At 45.4% G+C, this 16,564-nt stretch carries 12 protein-coding genes; 7 read left to right on the top strand and 5 right to left on the bottom strand.

Annotation, left to right across the window (positions count from 1 at the left end):
* Complete coding sequence (locus ACVLR6_RS10280; protein ID WP_005179393.1) at positions 1–726, bottom strand: ABC transporter ATP-binding protein; 726 nt, start codon at positions 724–726, stop codon at positions 1–3.
* Between the two features lie 32 nt (positions 727–758).
* On the opposite strand from ACVLR6_RS10280, the gene ACVLR6_RS10285 reads away from it, so the two are divergent.
* Complete coding sequence (locus tag ACVLR6_RS10285; RefSeq protein WP_016659292.1) at positions 759–1,370, top strand: arylesterase; 612 nt, start codon at positions 759–761, stop codon at positions 1,368–1,370.
* Between the two features lie 96 nt (positions 1,371–1,466).
* Here the strand turns inward: ACVLR6_RS10285 and ACVLR6_RS10290 are convergent, their stop codons facing one another.
* Positions 1,467–2,081 (bottom strand): carbonic anhydrase, encoded by a 615-nt coding sequence (locus ACVLR6_RS10290; protein WP_034598190.1) that lies wholly within the window; start codon positions 2,079–2,081, stop codon positions 1,467–1,469.
* A gap of 309 nt (positions 2,082–2,390) precedes the next feature.
* Here ACVLR6_RS10290 and ACVLR6_RS10295 point away from each other — a divergent pair, with 309 nt between their 5' ends.
* The gene (locus ACVLR6_RS10295) at positions 2,391–3,413 is read left to right on the top strand and encodes an alpha/beta fold hydrolase (RefSeq protein ID WP_455995130.1); all 1,023 of its coding nucleotides are present in this window, start codon (positions 2,391–2,393) and stop codon (positions 3,411–3,413) included.
* 14 nt (positions 3,414–3,427) lie between these two features.
* On the top strand, positions 3,428–4,435 hold the full coding sequence (locus tag ACVLR6_RS10300) for a hypothetical protein (protein ID WP_455995131.1): 1,008 nt from the start codon (positions 3,428–3,430) through the stop codon (positions 4,433–4,435).
* Positions 4,436–4,474: 39 nt separating this feature from the next.
* On the opposite strand, the gene ACVLR6_RS10305 is transcribed toward ACVLR6_RS10300, so the two are convergent.
* Positions 4,475–6,661: a TonB-dependent receptor domain-containing protein gene (locus ACVLR6_RS10305; protein ID WP_455995132.1), complete on the bottom strand. Its 2,187-nt coding sequence runs from the start codon at positions 6,659–6,661 to the stop codon at positions 4,475–4,477.
* A gap of 178 nt (positions 6,662–6,839) precedes the next feature.
* On the bottom strand, positions 6,840–7,478 hold the full coding sequence (gene nfuA / locus ACVLR6_RS10310; protein WP_005179419.1) for a Fe-S biogenesis protein NfuA: 639 nt from the start codon (positions 7,476–7,478) through the stop codon (positions 6,840–6,842).
* A 159-nt stretch (positions 7,479–7,637) separates the two neighbouring features.
* Between nfuA and ACVLR6_RS10315 the strand changes: the two genes are divergently transcribed.
* From ACVLR6_RS10315 to ACVLR6_RS10325, 3 genes are all read left to right on the top strand, one after another.
* The gene (locus ACVLR6_RS10315; RefSeq protein WP_005179422.1) at positions 7,638–8,255 is read left to right on the top strand and encodes a rhomboid family intramembrane serine protease; all 618 of its coding nucleotides are present in this window, start codon (positions 7,638–7,640) and stop codon (positions 8,253–8,255) included.
* Positions 8,256–8,377: 122 nt separating this feature from the next.
* The gene (locus ACVLR6_RS10320) at positions 8,378–8,536 is read left to right on the top strand and encodes a putative periplasmic lipoprotein (protein ID WP_005179424.1); all 159 of its coding nucleotides are present in this window, start codon (positions 8,378–8,380) and stop codon (positions 8,534–8,536) included.
* 174 nt (positions 8,537–8,710) lie between these two features.
* Positions 8,711–10,249 carry a hypothetical protein gene (locus ACVLR6_RS10325; protein WP_455995133.1) on the top strand — a complete coding sequence of 513 codons (1,539 nt, stop codon included), beginning with the start codon at positions 8,711–8,713 and terminating at the stop codon, positions 10,247–10,249.
* Positions 10,250–10,573: 324 nt separating this feature from the next.
* On the opposite strand, the gene ACVLR6_RS10330 is transcribed toward ACVLR6_RS10325, so the two are convergent.
* Positions 10,574–12,193 carry an inorganic phosphate transporter gene (locus tag ACVLR6_RS10330; protein WP_005179429.1) on the bottom strand — a complete coding sequence of 540 codons (1,620 nt, stop codon included), beginning with the start codon at positions 12,191–12,193 and terminating at the stop codon, positions 10,574–10,576.
* Positions 12,194–12,674: 481 nt separating this feature from the next.
* Here ACVLR6_RS10330 and metH point away from each other — a divergent pair, with 481 nt between their 5' ends.
* On the top strand, positions 12,675–16,364 hold the full coding sequence (gene metH, locus ACVLR6_RS10335; RefSeq protein ID WP_168390106.1) for a methionine synthase: 3,690 nt from the start codon (positions 12,675–12,677) through the stop codon (positions 16,362–16,364).
* Positions 16,365–16,564 lie beyond the last annotated feature (200 nt).

Genomic DNA, 16,564 nt, shown 5'->3' on the forward strand with positions numbered 1-16,564 from the left:
TCATCCTCCTGCCGGGTGTTCCAGCAATTGTCCCTGACTGAGTTCAAAATGGCGCTGACATTGCTGCGCCAGTTTCGGATCATGCGTCACCAGCACCAAGGTGGTCCCCAGTTCACGGTTCAGTTGAAATAACAGCTGTTCAATTTCTTTGGCGGTTTCGCCATCTAAATTCCCGGTCGGTTCATCAGCAAAAATGATTTTAGGTTCACTGATTAAAGCCCGGGCAATCGCCACCCGTTGCTGCTCACCACCCGACAGGACTTTCGGGGTCTGCTCTGCCTGCCGTTCCAGTCCGACTTTTTTCAGTAGATTACGCGCCTTGTGTTCGGCCTCGGCAAATTTAAAATTCGGTTGCAAGCGTAGCGGCAGCATGACATTTTCCAGTGCGGTTAAATGCGGCAATAACTGGAATGACTGAAATACAAAACCAATATATTTCAGCCGCACCAGCGCACGCTGTTCTTCATTCAGCTCCTGAATTGATTCACCACAGACCGTTAACTGCCCGGCACTGGCCTGATCCAAGGTCGCCAGAATCCCCAATAAGGTTGATTTGCCTGAACCGGAACGGCCGGTAATCGCCACCTGTTCCCCCGCCCGGATCTCCAGATTTAAATTTTCAAAAATCGTCAGTGTTTTTTGTGCAAGTTGTATCTTTTGTGTCAATTGTTGGGCAGAAATAATGCTTTGTGGCATGATGGCGGTATCTGTAGTGAATTGAGTCATAGTATCCTTAAATGCACATTCGCAATTTCAAAATGAGTTGTTTTGCTTATTTCGCTGTGGCGGGGCTTGCCTTCATGCCCATGCTGGTGTCTGCCAAAACCATCATGATTCTGGGTGACAGCTTAAGTGCCGGTTACGGTTTGCAACCACAACAAGGCTGGGTCCATCTGTTACAAAAACGTTTAGAACAACAGTATCCGAAACAGCATAAAGTGGTCAATGCAAGTGTGAGTGGCGAAACCACCAGCGGCGCGCTGGCACGTTTGCCCAAATTACTGCAAACGCATAAGCCGCATGTGGTGGTAATTGAACTGGGCGGTAATGATGGCTTGCGTGGTCAACCACCGCAGCTGATTCAAAATAATCTGGCGCGGCTGATTCAGCACAGTCAACAGGCCAAAGCCAAGGTGATTGTATTTGGCATGAAAATGCCACCCAATTATGGCAGCGCCTACAGCAAGGCGTTTGAAAATAACTACAAAGTGGTGAGCCAGCGTTATCAGGTCAAATTACTGCCCTTCTTCCTAGACGGTGTCGCCGGTAAAAATACCCTGATGCAAAAAGATCTGATCCATCCGACGGCTGCAGCCCAGCCCATTTTGCTGAAAAATGCCTATCCCTTGATTCAGGCAGCATTAAAATAAAGCCGATTCAACGCTGAGATGGTTTTCAAGATCCGGATTTCAGCCATAAAAAAAGCGGGACATCAATGCCCGCTTTTTGATTATTTTTAGAATCAATTAAAAATCAAAGAAAGTTACTTCACCGGTTTCTAATGAATATTCTGCACCTACGACTTTCAGCTGACCCTGCTCAATCAGGTTTTCTAACACTGCTGAACCATGACGTAGCTGATTGACTGAGGCAAACACATTGGAACGAACCGCATGTTTCGACAGCTTGGCCAAATCATTTTTCAGTTCAGTCTGCATCAGCGTTTCTACGGACGGGCGAACACGGTTCACAATTGACATCAGATTGGCAGATGGTGGACAGTCCGGGCACATCAAGGTATCAATGGTGGCCTGAATCGCGCCACAGTGACTATGGCCCAAAACCACAACCACGGCGCAGTCATAACGCTCTGCCGCAAATTCAACACTGCCGACCTGAGATGGCGCAACAATATTCCCTGCCACACGAATCACAAACAGATCGCCGAGTCCCTGATCAAAAACCATTTCTGCAGGTACACGTGAATCAGAACAACCGAGCACAATCGCAAAAGGATTCTGGTCTTCGGCCATCTCTGCACGTTGATGGTGGGTTAGTTGTTTCGGATGATTGGTATTGCCCGAAACAAAACGTTGGTTTCCTTGTTTAAGACGTTCTAAAGCCTCTTGAGCTGTGAGCATTCTTGTTACCACCAGTTTTTGAATTTTCAGCATTTTAATCCTCTGCCGGGGCAAAGTCACTTGCAAAAAAAATAGCTGATCAATTTTTATAAGATAAATTTTTTCAAATTTTCCTAAAGTAATTGCGATTTACATCACACTTCAAAAGCAGCACACCAACCCGGTCAAAAAACAGCTAGGTGACATTTTCTGCAAAGCCCTTACAATAACCAGAAACAGCATTTTCAATTCGACTTAAGGCGAAAATTTACACAATTCAAACAAGCCAAGCCGACGCCTATTTAAAAAATATTCTTGGGGATATCGTCAATGAAGCAGGATTCTTCGCGATTTTTGTCTTGGCCACGACTGGCAGTCCTGGCACTGGCACTGTCTGCGCCTCTGCTCAGCTCTGCCGCCAAACTCTCGCCTGAACAGCAGGTGGTGCAGCATTATTATCAGACTGAACGCCAGGCGGCGGGTCTGGTCTCGAAAAGCTTGAAAATTGGCAATATTACCTGGCGCTATAATGAAGGCGGCGATGTTAATCGGCCAACCATTTTGCTGTTACATGGCTTTGCCGGACACCGCGACAACTGGAACCGGGTGGCCAAATTTCTCACCCCGTCCTATCATGTGATTATCCCCGATTTACCCAATACCGGTGAAACCCAGAGTTCGGGCAATTTCGACCTGTCTGTACCAAGCATGAGCGCACAATTGCGTCAGCTGGTAGAAACCTTGAATATTGCCGACAAGCTGAATATTGCCGGGCACTCATTGGGTGGCTCTGTGGCAACGGTCTATGCAGCCCAATATCCGTTTGATACCCAAAGCCTGTTCCTGCTGAACAGTGCCGGTATTTATAAACACTCCAATACGCCTTATACCAAAGATCCGCTGTTACTGAAAAATCTGGTGGTCACCGCGCCGGGCGATTTAGACCATATTGCGCATCAGCTGATGCAAAACCCGCCGAAAGTGCCAGAGCAGTTTAAATCTGCCCAGGAAAAACTGTTAATTTCACGGGCCAGTCAATCCTTAAAATTTATTGACCAGATGGTGACCCTAAACCGGATTTACACCCCGGACAGCTTTGCCCGTCTCACCCGCAATATTGAAGCACCGACCCTGATTCTCTGGGGCAAGCACGATAAAATTCTTAATGTTGAAGTGGCCAAAGAATTACAGGGTCTGTTTAAACGCGCAGAAACCCCGGTCATTTTAAATAATGTCGGTCATGTGCCAATGCTGGAAGCCGAACAGCAGGTGGTACAACATTATTTACCCTTCCTGGCCAAAACACAGAACCTAAAAAACCCGCTAGCTGATAAACTGATTCCTTTAAATTAAGTTCCAGAGATTGTATGCAGCAAAACCCGATGCTTGAGCAGTTGATTGAAGCTCATCTTGACTTTTTAGCACATGAGTTTTCTCAGTCTGAAACCGTACAGCAGGAATTTCTGCATTTTTATCACTGGTTCCGCAAGCAGCATCTGAAAGATCTCTGGAGCTGCGAACAGCTGAATGACCTGCTGCAAAAACAGATTCTGGACACGCCGGCCAGCGCCTTTCTGATTGAACAGATTGCAGAACACATCCGCTTTGCCCTGGTGCATCCGGTAAATGACAGCGCCAAAATTGCCGATGTCATTCCGGTACTGACCATTGATAAAATTGCCCAGTATGTGGCCAGCAAAAGTGGTCATCGTCAGCGTCTGATTAAAACCGTAGTAAGCAATCCGGCCTTTTCTGCAATGATTAGCCAGTTAATCCAGCACTCGATTCAGGATTATCTGGACAATTCACTGATTGCCAAAAGCGTGCCTGGTGTATCGCGTTTTATGAAAATGGGTAAATCGGTACTGGAAACAGTGACCGATTCCAGTTTAGACAGTGCAGTCAGCGCCTATTTGCAAAAGAATATCTTAAAGCTTAGCCAGATGAGTGAGTCGGTCCTGAACCAGCATTTTGATAATGACAAGCTCTATCATCTGCAGGCCAATATCTGGCACAAGATTAAAGACCTGCCTTTGTCGGTCTTAAAAAATTATATTGAAGTACAGGACCTGCCACAGACTGTAGCGCTGGGCCATGAAATCTGGGACTTTATGCGCCAGAGCGATTATTTAAAACAGCAGCTACATGATGGGGTACACGCCTGGTATGTACGTAATCAGGAACGCACTTTTGACCTGTTATTGCGTGATCTGAATATTGATGAAGCCCTGATTCAGCAAGAATTACAGCAGCTTTTGAACCCGGTGATTCAGCAGATGCTGTCGCAGCAGTATTTACGGGAACGTGCCCGTGTCTATCTGGCAAAATTCTATTATGCTGAAAATACCTTAAAAATTTTAAAGATTGAAGACTAAAAAAAAGCCGCTTTCAAGCGGCTTTTTTTACTTATAAAATTAGAAACGTGTCGTTAAACCAACGAAATAAGTACGACCTTGAATTGAATAATAATCTTCAGAACTATCGGTAGTTTCCATGGATTCATCAAATAAATTTGATATACCAGCACGCACAGTGACATTATCATTCAAAGTGTAGTTCGCATTCACACCATATAAGGTATAGGCTTTTGCCCACGCATTTACATCTGTTGTTTCTGTTGTATATTGCTTACCAATATACTGCAGGTTCATTTGCAAAGCGAGTGCATCAGAAGCTTGTAAATCTAGTGCTGAATGAACTGACAGCTCAGGTGTACTGATTAATGCCGCACCAGTATCTAAATTTTTAGATTCAAAGAAATAAGTTGCATTTGTTGACCAACGTGCATAATCAGTCAGATTAACTGCAAAGGTGCCTTCTAGGCCACGAATACGAGCTTTTTCAGCATTATCAGGTGCGATATACCATACGCCTTTCGGATAACGCGGGTCATTAATTTGTTCAGCAGGAATATGCTTAACAGGCATGTTCACCAGTTTGTTATCAAAATCGGTATGGAAATAAGTTAAACCACCTGAATATTTTTCGTCATCATATTGGAAGCCTAATTCATAGTTTGTTGATTCCTCTGCTTCCAGATTAGGATTACCAGTATTATAGCAGTTTACAAACGGATTAGTATTTGCATCATAGCTACTTTGGAAACCGGTAGGATTAGTTACAGGATCATATGTTCCAAATTGAGAAGTACAACCTTTACCACGTGAACCTGTACTGAAACCTGGCGCAGTTTGAACAAGATCAGGAGCACGGAAAGCCGTAGAAACGCCGCCTTTGAATGTTAATGCGTCATTGAAATGATATACACCGTATACACGTGGGCTGAAGTTCGCATCATAGCGTTCATCTTTATCCAGACGACCACCAATTGTCACATCGAAATTAGGTGTAATACTTAAAATATCTTCAAAGAATAGCGCCCAAACATCAGCCGCTACTGTTGAATCACCTGTGTAATCATTACCATCAATCGAAGGTGCACCATTTGAATCAATACCTAAAGTACGATCATTAGTTAATTCTTCAGAACGGAATTGACCACCTACAGTTAATTTATGCGGCACAACAAAATCAAACGGTAAATTCACTTTAGCATCAACAACAGTTAATTCTGTCTTTTGAACAGTTGGGCTAAATACCCCATCAACTTCTGTTGTAGTACTGCGATCATATTTATTTTGATAAACACTTAGATTTGAACTTCCCCAAGAATATATTCCATCCCAAGCCAGACCAAGACGTTGAGATTCTGTTTCATTTTTATCACCAGCTGAACCTAACCAGAATTCCCCATCAGAAACATTTGGTGCATAGGTCGGATTCGTATTGGTTTGACTACCATAACTACCAAAAAGCTCAAACTGATGATTATCTGTTGGGCGGTAAACAAGACTTCCTTCAACCGTATCATTACGCATACCAGTTGTTGAACTTTCAAGATCTTTAACATTCTGGTCAGCTTCACGTTCAGTACGGCCTGCTGTAATACGAGCACTCACTGTATCTGTGATTGCACCACTCGCAGTTGCTGATATTTGAAGAGTATCGCCTTCTGTACTATCTGCAGGTTTTTCTAAATTGATAGTCGCTGAGCCACCCCATTCTTGAGCTGTCTTTTTGGTAATAATATTAATTACACCGCCCATCGCATCTGAACCATATAAAGACGACATTGGGCCTTTTACAACTTCAATTCGCTCAATATTCTCTGGATTAATCCAGTTTAAATCCTGACGTTGTAAGTCTGTACGATAAGCTGTACGTGATGAATTACCAATACGGCGTCCATCAACCAGAATCAAAGAGTATTCAGAAGGTAAACCACGAAGTTTAATTTTCGCACCTTCACCATTTAGACCCATACCACCTGATACACCAGGTACTTTTGCCAGAAGCTCAGAAATACTTTTTACTGGTTGCTTGGCAATTTCTTCTGCGGTGAGGACTGTAATAGAAGCAGGAGCATCTTTTACATTTACTTCAGAACCACTTGCCGTTACAACAATAGTCTGCAGTTTTGTAGCTTCAGACTGCGCGACTGGTTGTTGCTCTTCAACTGATTTATTTTGTGCTTGTACTGAAGCAGCCAATGTTGAAAGTACAGCAAAAGCTAAAGTCGATTTCATAAACGGCTTGTTCATATCCGAAGGTGCCCCACAGGTAATTTATGAATAAAAAGTGATGAATTTGTGAAGCATTGTAACGGAAAAACATCTAAATGCAATTGTTATTAATAATTATTATCATTAACCTTAGTGTTGTTAAAAAACCTCGAATATTCGAGGTTTTTTTTAAGTTAAACTTAAATAGCTTAAAGACTTATTTGAAATAAGCACCTTCGGCCTGGCTGTGGTCAGTCTGGTCTACCACACGCATTAATTCAGGCACATGCTGTTTTAATGTGGTTTCCACACCCTGTTTCAGCGTGACATCAATCGCTGAACAGCCCTGACAACCGCCACCGAATTTCAGGATCGCGGTTAAACCGTGTTCCGGATCTTCAACCACTTCCACCAAGGCACAGTTACCGCCGTGACCGGCAAGGCCCGGGTTAATTTCAGACTGTAATACGTAAGTAATACGCTCTTCGATTGAGGCATCCGGACCCACGCGTGGCACTTTCGAGTTAGGCGCACGGAAGGTCAGCTGGCCCCCAAAACGGTCTTTGTTGTAATCAATAACCGCATCCAGTAAATATGGAATAGACGGGGTGTCGATATAGGCCGGAAAATCCGGATAATCCTGCTTATAATCTGTTGGTACGACTTCTTCTGGCGCACTATAAGCCATACAACACTCAGCACGCGGCGTTCCAGGATTCTCAACAAAAACGCGCACACCAATCCCCGGTGTATTTTGCTTTGCCAATAAATCTTTTAAATACTCTTGAGCATTTGGGGTGATCAATAAGTTTGGAATCTCTTCTGCAACTGCAGTGCTGTGGTTCTCAGTCGACATAACAATATTTCCTCATGCTGAAGTTGCCATTTTAACTGAAGATGCGGGGGAATTAAAAAAATTCAACTAAAATTGTCGGAATTATCCTATGAAAGTTCTGTTTCATTTGTTTTTTAATGGCATTATGATCAGGAAACCCGAAAAGAAGAACATCTGTTTATGTTAGATTTACCGTTTAATCATACTGTTACGCTGATTGTGATTACAGCGATTATCTCCTTTATTGCTTTTTCCAAAGAAAAAGTCATGAACCGGCTGATTTTCTGGCCACCGGCGTTGGAACGGGGTCAATATGACCGCTTCATTACCCACGGTTTTGTCCATGCCGATGGTACCCACTTGCTGTTTAACATGATTACCCTGTTTTTCTTCGGCAGTATTATTGAAAGCTTTTACCGTCAATATCTGTATGATCTGGGCTTTGTACTGTTTTATTTAGGCGGTCTGATTGCCGCAATTTTACCGAGTTATCTGAAACACAAAAATGATCATCGCTGGGCCAGTCTAGGCGCTTCCGGTGCGGTGTCTGCAGTACTGTTTGCCTATATTCTGTTTGAACCGTGGAAACTGATTTTCGTGTTCTTTATTCCGGTTCCGGCTATTATTTTTGCGGTGCTGTATGTGGCCTATAGCATCTGGTCGGGTAAACGTGGCAATTCCAATATTAACCACAGCGCGCATTTGTGGGGAGCAGCCTATGGGGTGATTATCACCATCATGATTGAGCCGCGTTTAATTCCACATTTCCTGAATAAACTTAGCCAGCTTCCGTTCTAAATTTGAGCAATCTGAAGCGCCTGCGGTATATTTTGACAACGCATAACTACAAATTAACACAGTATGCCTCAGCGGTTGGCGTCTAAAATAACTCGAATAATAACGAAGATGGAACATGAGAGATGAAAAAGTTATTTCTGATTGCCGGCTGTTTACTGAGCTTGAGTGCCTGTGCCGTCCATACCCCAGAAGGCCGTTTGGTGATTGATCCTGACTCACGTATTTATGGTCATCCAGGAGATTTCTGCCCACCAGGTCAGGCCAAAAAAGGCCGCTGCTAAGCCCATTTTTCCATTTAGTCTCCAGAATGGAGGCTTTTTACTGCGTCCTCATAAACTGCAATTTCATTGGATAATTCATACAATTTTGGTAGTTAATGCCACCCCATCTCACAATTTGGCATAGATAATGTATACATCTGTATATTAATTTGCTTTCAAGCTGCGAGTTTTTGCATGTCCACATTAGACGGCCTACAATTTCCACATTTCGAAAACCAGAAACCCAGTACTTCACGCACAGGACGTGCGATTATTGCCGAGGCACTGGCCGGTGTTGCACCGCAACTGTCCCAGCAAACCCTGTCTGAAAAAAACTGGCGCAAACAGTATCCCAAATATTTTAAGGCGCTGGTCGAATACGGCATTCAGACCTGCCAGAACCCGATTCAAATTGCTGAACAGGGCCTGAATAAAGCACATGGCAGTTTCGAGTTTTATCGACATGGTCAAAAACATCTGCTGAAAGATGTGATGAGCCTCGATGCCCAGCCTTTGCACACAGTTAAAATCCAGGGCCAAAGCACGGCGGCGCCGGAATGGTATGTGCCGTATCAGGGACAGAAACTGCAAGGTCAGACACTGCTTGAGCAAATCCAGCGCTGGGAAGATGGCGGGATTATTGAACACAGTCATGCTCAAGCTTTACGTGCAGCAGTGGCTCATCCAGAATGGTTCGATTTATCAGACCGTACCATGGTGCTGTTTGGCGCTGCTTCTGAAGCTGGCCCTCTGACCTGGCTATCGAAATGGAAAGCCAATATTGTCGCGGTCGATTTACCCAATGCCCGGGTCTGGAACAAAATTCTAGAGACCGTGCAACAAGGTAATGCCACCCTGTATGCACCAGCGACTGAAGCGCTAGATGAAAACAGCGCGACTGAGCTATTAAAAGAGCAGCTCGGCACCAATTTGCTGACCCAAACTCCTGAAATTGCCCAGTGGCTAACCCAGTTTGAACAGCAGCTGGATTTGGCTGCCATTGCCTATTTAGATGGTGAAAAACACGTGCGTGTGGCCATGGCGATGGATGCAATTATGCAGGCCGTCAGCACGCAAAAAGCCGATACCAGCCTGATGTTTATGTGCACCCCAACCGATGTCTATGCAGTGCCTGCCGATGTGATTCAGGCCTCAAAAGACAAGTATCAGCAACGCTCGAAAGCCCAGCAACTGCTGACCCGTGGGGTTTCAACGGTCACGGCGCAACATTTCTTCCAGAAAAACCTGCATGATCTGGTGCATTCAGACAATGGACAGGATTACGGGATTGCCGACTGTCTGGTGGTGGAACAAGGACCGAACTATGCGCTGGCCAAACGTATTCAGCAATGGCGCGCCACCCTCGCCCGTCATCAGGGACAACGCGTCAGCATTAATATTGCACCATCAACCACGACCTATTCGGTGACTAAAAATCCGTTATTAAAAGCGGCATTTAATGGTGCCAGCCTGTTTGATGTAGAAGCTTTTGCGCCAGAAACCACCAATGCGATTATGGCCGCGCTCTGGATTCATGACCTGCGTAATCCACAGTCCGTGGCCAATCCGGAAGTGACTCTGAACCATCCTTTAGAGTTGATGATGGAAGGGGCCAACCATGGCGGTTTATGGCGTGTCGCATATTTGGCCCGTACTGCCCTGCCTTTTGCAGCCTTATATGGTTTTGCTACCGAGAAGCTGCCTAAAGGCTTACTGGCCAAGTTAAAGAAATAAGAGATTTTAATCTCTCTTCGATCGTTCCCTCTCTCTTGTGTAGCGGTGCTACGTATCCAAAACGGAGAGGGAGATTTTTTTAGAGACCTGCTGTCTACCTGAAAGATAAAAGAGTGGATAGGTTCATTAAAGAAAGAGAAGCTTTGATATTGCTTAGGCTATTTCCTTACCCCCCAGCCCTCACCCCTTGAGAGAATGCATTGTAGATTTGCTGTCTATCTAAAAAATAAAGGACGTCACGACTTAGCATTTGGATCATCTGTTTCATCTACAGATATAAAAAAACGCTGCCCAGGCAGCGTTTTTTATTGCGGATGAACCGGCTTAGAATACTTTCAGGAATAACCAGAACAGGCCACCCGATAAACAGATGGTTGCAGGCAAGGTGAAAATCCACGCCGATAGAATGGTTTTAACCATCTGGAAATTCAGGCCAGATTTATTCGCCACCATGGTCCCGGCCACCGCACTGTTCAAGACATGCGTGGTCGATACCGGCATACCAAAGCCATCTGCTGCAGCAATGGTCGACATCGCCACCAGCTCGGCTGACATACCCTGACCATAAGTCATGTGCTGTTTACCAATCCGTTCACCCACGGTGACCACAATACGCTTCCAGCCGACCATGGTTCCTAAGCCCAGTGCCAGTGCCACCGCAACTTTAACCCAGGTTGGAATATATTGCAGGAAGGAATCGAGATGGTCACGGTAATCATCGACCACTTTTTCCTGTTCCTTGCTCATGGCAGGTAAAGCTTCCGCTTTATCCAGACGCTTGAATGACGTGGTGCTGAGGTACATATCATTACGCAATGCTGCCACTTCTGCTTCCGGAATATTTTTCAAGTCGCCGTATTGACCCACGCGCTCACCTAAATGATCAGTCAAACTGGCCAAAGCCGGTACCACTTCCGGGGTGATTTCCTTGGTCTGGATGTACTTGGTGATTACTTCACGGGCCTGCGCATCCGGAATATCGGTATGGTTGGCATAAATTGCAGACGCGGTTTGCGTCGACAATTGCTGGAAAGACTGAATATGCTGGTTGTCCAGTTCCTTATTCAAGGAATAAGCCAATGGCACAATCCCAATCAGGATCAGCATGATTAAGCCCATGCCTTTCTGACCGTCATTAGAACCGTGGGCAAAGCTCACCCCAGTACAGGTAAAGATCAGGATGGCACGGATTAATGGTGGTGGCGGTTTGTTGCCTTCAGGCGGCTGGAACAGTTCCAGCTGACGTTTGAAAATCTTTTTCACCAGCAGGAACAGTACGGCAGCAAAGGCAAAACCAATTAATGGCGAGAACAGTAAAGCCTTACCGACTTTCATCACCTGTTCCATATCCACGCCGGATGCACCAGCGCCCGCATTGAGGATGTAGTTCATAATTCCCACACCCAGAATGGAACCAATTAAGGTATGCGAACTTGAAGCCGGAATACCGAGGAACCAGGTGCCTAAGTTCCAGAGAATGGCCGCAATCAGCATGGCAAAGACCATGGCAAAACCTGCGCCTGAGCCAACATTCATGATCAGCTCGACCGGTAGTAAGGCAATAATACCGTAGGCTACGGCACCACTGGCGACCATCACCCCAAGGAAGTTACAGAAACCTGCCCACATTACCGCAACTGGTGCAGACAAGGCATTGGTATAAATGACCGTAGCCACCGCGTTGGCGGTGTCATGGAAACCGTTAACAAATTCAAAGCCCAGCGCAATAAATAAAGCGGTGGCCAGCAGAATCACCGAATACAGGCTAAGCGCCGGAACATGCGATAAATCTGCCGATAATTGAAAGCCAATATAAATAAGCGTTGAAATAATAAGCGTTAGAAACACCGGCATAAAGAATTTCGGTGTTGGCACATGAACATTGGTCGACTTTTTCGGAGCCGACTGGTGTGCTGAATCTACGGGAGTTTGATTAGAATTCATGCAAGCAGGAAAAGAGGATACAAAATCCCCTTATTGTTCAGTTAAATTGTGACAATTATATGACAAAAGCAGGTCAAATAAAGTAATTTTTCTACTTTATTTGCCACAATTTCCTGATAATTTTATAGACAAAAAATCAAACTATTCAAAATAAATCAAAAACTTATAAACCACCATCTCATCTTCATCCGGTTTTCTGTCATTGCTGTCATCTTTGATGACCTTGAAATATTACAAGCACAGTAAAACCCGGCCCATTTTTAGACCTTCTCATGCTGCCATAGCTATATGACAATTTTATGAATCCTTACAATGATTTATTTATAACGATGTGTATATTTTCAAAATAAGCCCATAAAAACGTATACTTTTTCAGCAAAGATGCCACAAAGTTCCGTTCCATCCCATCAATTACGGAAAAAAGCAGTCGAACTCTGCTAAAATATTGCGCATTTCTGATTCATCAAAACAAGGGTTTTTTATGTCCACGCTTGCTACCCTGAAAGAACTTCTTGCCAAAAGAATTTTAATTATTGATGGTGCTATGGGTACCATGATCCAACGCCATAAATTGGAAGAAGCCGATTATCGTGGTGAGCGTTTTGCTGACTGGGCCTATGACCTGAAAGGCAACAATGACCTGCTGGTACTGACCCAGCCGCAGATTATTCAAGGCATTCATGAAGCCTACCTAGATGCCGGCGCCGATATTATTGAAACCAACAGCTTTAACGGCACACGTGTTTCCATGGCGGATTACCACATGGAAACGCTGGTTCCGGAAATTAACCGTGAAGCTGCGCGTCTGGCCAAAGCTGCCTGTGAAAAATATTCAACACCGGAAAAACCACGTTTTGTGGCGGGTGTCTTGGGGCCAACCTCACGCACCTGTTCAATTTCACCAAACGTGAATGATCCGGCATTTCGTAATATCACTTTTGATGAACTCAAAGAAAACTATATTGAAGCTGCGCACGCCCTGATTGAAGGCGGTGCCGATATTCTGCTGATTGAAACCGTTTTCGATACCCTGAACTGTAAAGCGGCAATTTTTGCGGTAAAAGAAGTCTTTAAACAGCTGGGCCGCGAATTACCGCTGATGATTTCCGGCACCATCACCGATGCCTCAGGCCGTACCTTAACCGGCCAGACTGCCGAAGCGTTCTGGAACTCGGTGCGTCATGGTGATTTACTCTCTATTGGCTTTAACTGTGCCTTAGGTGCAGATGCCATGCGTCCACACGTAAAAACCGTATCCGATGTGGCCGATGTCTTTGTTTCTGCACACCCGAATGCCGGCTTGCCAAATGCCTTTGGCGGTTATGATGAAACCCCGGAACAAACTGCTGCCTTCTTAAAAGAATTTGCCGAAAGCGGTCTAATTAATATTACCGGTGGTTGCTGTGGCACCACGCCGGATCATATCCGTGCCATTGCGCAGGCGGTAGAAGGTATTGCACCGCGTCAACTGCCAGAAATTGAACCTGCCTGCCGTTTAAGTGGTTTAGAGCCATTTAACATCACCAAAGATTCCTTGTTCGTGAACGTCGGTGAACGGACCAACGTCACCGGTTCGAAAAAATTCCTGCGCCTGATTCGTGAAGAAAACTTTGCCGAAGCGCTGGATGTGGCCCGTCAACAGGTTGAAAGCGGTGCACAGGTCATCGACATCAACATGGATGAAGGCATGCTCGATTCACAGGGCGCGATGGTGCACTTCCTGAATCTGGTGGCCTCTGAGCCGGACATTTCCCGTGTGCCAATCATGATTGACTCATCTAAATGGGAAATTATTGAAGCCGGTCTGAAATGTGTACAAGGTAAAGCTGTCGTCAACTCGATTTCCCTGAAAGAAGGTTATGACGAGTTTGTCGAAAAAGCGCGTCTATGCCGTCAGTATGGTGCTGCCGTGATTGTGATGGCCTTTGATGAAAATGGTCAGGCCGATACTGCCGCACGTAAAAAAGAAATCTGTAAACGTTCTTATGATGTGCTGGTCAATGACGTGGGCTTCCCGGCTGAAGATATTATCTTTGACCCGAACGTGTTTGCGGTTGCAACCGGTATTGAAGAACACAACAACTATGCGGTAGATTTCATTGAAGCGACGGGCTGGATTAAACAGAATCTGCCACATGCCATGATTTCTGGCGGTATTTCTAACGTGTCGTTCTCTTTCCGTGGTAATGAGCCAGTGCGTGAAGCAATTCATGCCGTGTTCCTGTACTATGCGATTAAACAGGGCCTGACCATGGGTATTGTAAACGCTGGTCAGCTAGCCATTTATGATGATATTGACCCGGAACTGAAAGATGCGGTTGAGAACGTGATTCTGAACCAGAATCAGGGTACCAGCGGTCAGGATGCTACGGAAAAACTGCTGGAAGTCGCGGAAAAATATCGCGGTCAGTCGGGCGTTAAAAAAGAAGAAGAAAACCTGGAATGGCGTAACCAGCCGGTGGAAAAACGTCTGGAATATGCGCTGGTCAAAGGAATTACCACCTTTATTAATGAAGACACCGAAGAAGCCCGCTTAAAAGCCAAACGTCCGCTAGATGTGATTGAAGGTCCACTCATGGACGGTATGAACGTGGTCGGCGATCTGTTTGGTGCCGGTAAAATGTTCCTGCCGCAAGTAGTGAAATCGGCCCGTGTGATGAAACAGGCGGTGGCCTGGTTAAACCCGTACATCGAAGCAGAAAAAACTGTGGGCGAGTCCAAAGGTAAAGTGCTGATGGCCACGGTAAAAGGCGATGTCCACGATATTGGTAAAAATATTGTCGGTGTGGTCTTGGGCTGTAACGGCTATGACATTATTGACCTAGGCGTGATGGTACCGGCAGAGAAAATCCTGCAAACCGCGATTGATGAAAAAGTCGATATTATTGGCCTGTCGGGTCTGATCACTCCATCTTTGGATGAAATGGTCTTTGTGGCCAAAGAAATGCAGCGTAAAGGCTTCAATATTCCATTGATGATTGGCGGTGCGACCACCTCGAAAGCGCATACTGCTGTGAAAATTGATCCACAATATTCCAATGATGCGGTGATTTATGTGGCTGATGCTTCACGTGCTGTTGGTGTTGCAACTACCCTGCTGTCACAAGAGATGAAACCAGCCTTTGTAGCAGACACCCGTGCTGAATATGCCAAAGTACGTGAGCGGATTGCCAACAAGCAGCCGAAAGCGGCGAAACTGTCTTATGCAGAATCAATTGAAAACGGCCTGAAAATTGACTTTAAAGCCAATACACCGGTAAAACCAAACTTTATTGGTACCCAGACCCTGACCAACTATCCGCTGGAAACACTGGTTGAATATTTTGACTGGACGCCATTCTTTATTTCATGGAGTCTGGCCGGTAAATTCCCCGCCATCCTGACCGATGAAGTGGTGGGTGAAGCAGCGACCGACTTATACAATCAGGCGCAGGCGATGCTGAAAGATATTATCGACAATAAACGCTTTGATGCGCGCGCGGTATTTGGCCTGTATCCGGCCAACCGTTCCGGTGCAGATTCAGTCGAAGTGTATGATGCAACAGGTACGCATGTCACGCATACTTTCCAGCACGTTCGTCAGCAGTCAGACAAAGTCACTGGCAAACCGAACCTGTCACTGGCCGATTTTGTCGCGCCAAAAGGTGAAGCGGAAGACTATTTAGGTGGCTTTACCGTGTCGATCTTTGGTGCAGAAGAAATGGCCAATGAGTACAAAGCCAAAGGCGATGACTACAATGCCATTCTGGTACAGTCTTTAGGTGACCGTTTTGCCGAAGCCTTTGCCGAGCATTTGCATGAACGTATCCGTAAAGAGTTCTGGGGCTATCAGGCCAATGAACAACTGTCAAATGAAGAGCTGATTAAAGAGAAGTATGTCGGGATTCGTCCTGCACCGGGCTACCCTGCTTGCCCAGAGCACTCTGAAAAAGCGCCTTTATTTGACTGGTTAGGCTCAACTGACAAGATTGGTACGCAACTGACCAGCAGCTTTGCGATGTGGCCACCTTCATCAGTCAGTGGTTTCTACTATGCCAACCCTGAAAGCCAGTACTTTAACGTGGGTAAAATCGCAGGCGACCAGCTTGAAGATTATGCGCAGCGTAAAGGTTGGACACTGGATGAAGCGAAACGTTGGTTAGCGCCAAATTTGGATGATTCGATTTCTTAAGAATCTCTCTAGTCCTCTTTATTAAAGGGGGAACTAAAAATCCCCCTAAATCCCCCTTTTTCAAAGGGGGACTTTGTCATGTGATTAAATGAATTACGAATTCAAAACCACCACCAAATTCGCGTAAAGTTCCCCCTCTGCCTCTCAGGAGAGGGTCAGGGAGAGGTATTTAAAACAAAGCGCCAGAAAAGTTGAAGGAG

This window comes from Acinetobacter sp. T63 (assembly GCF_053852345.1).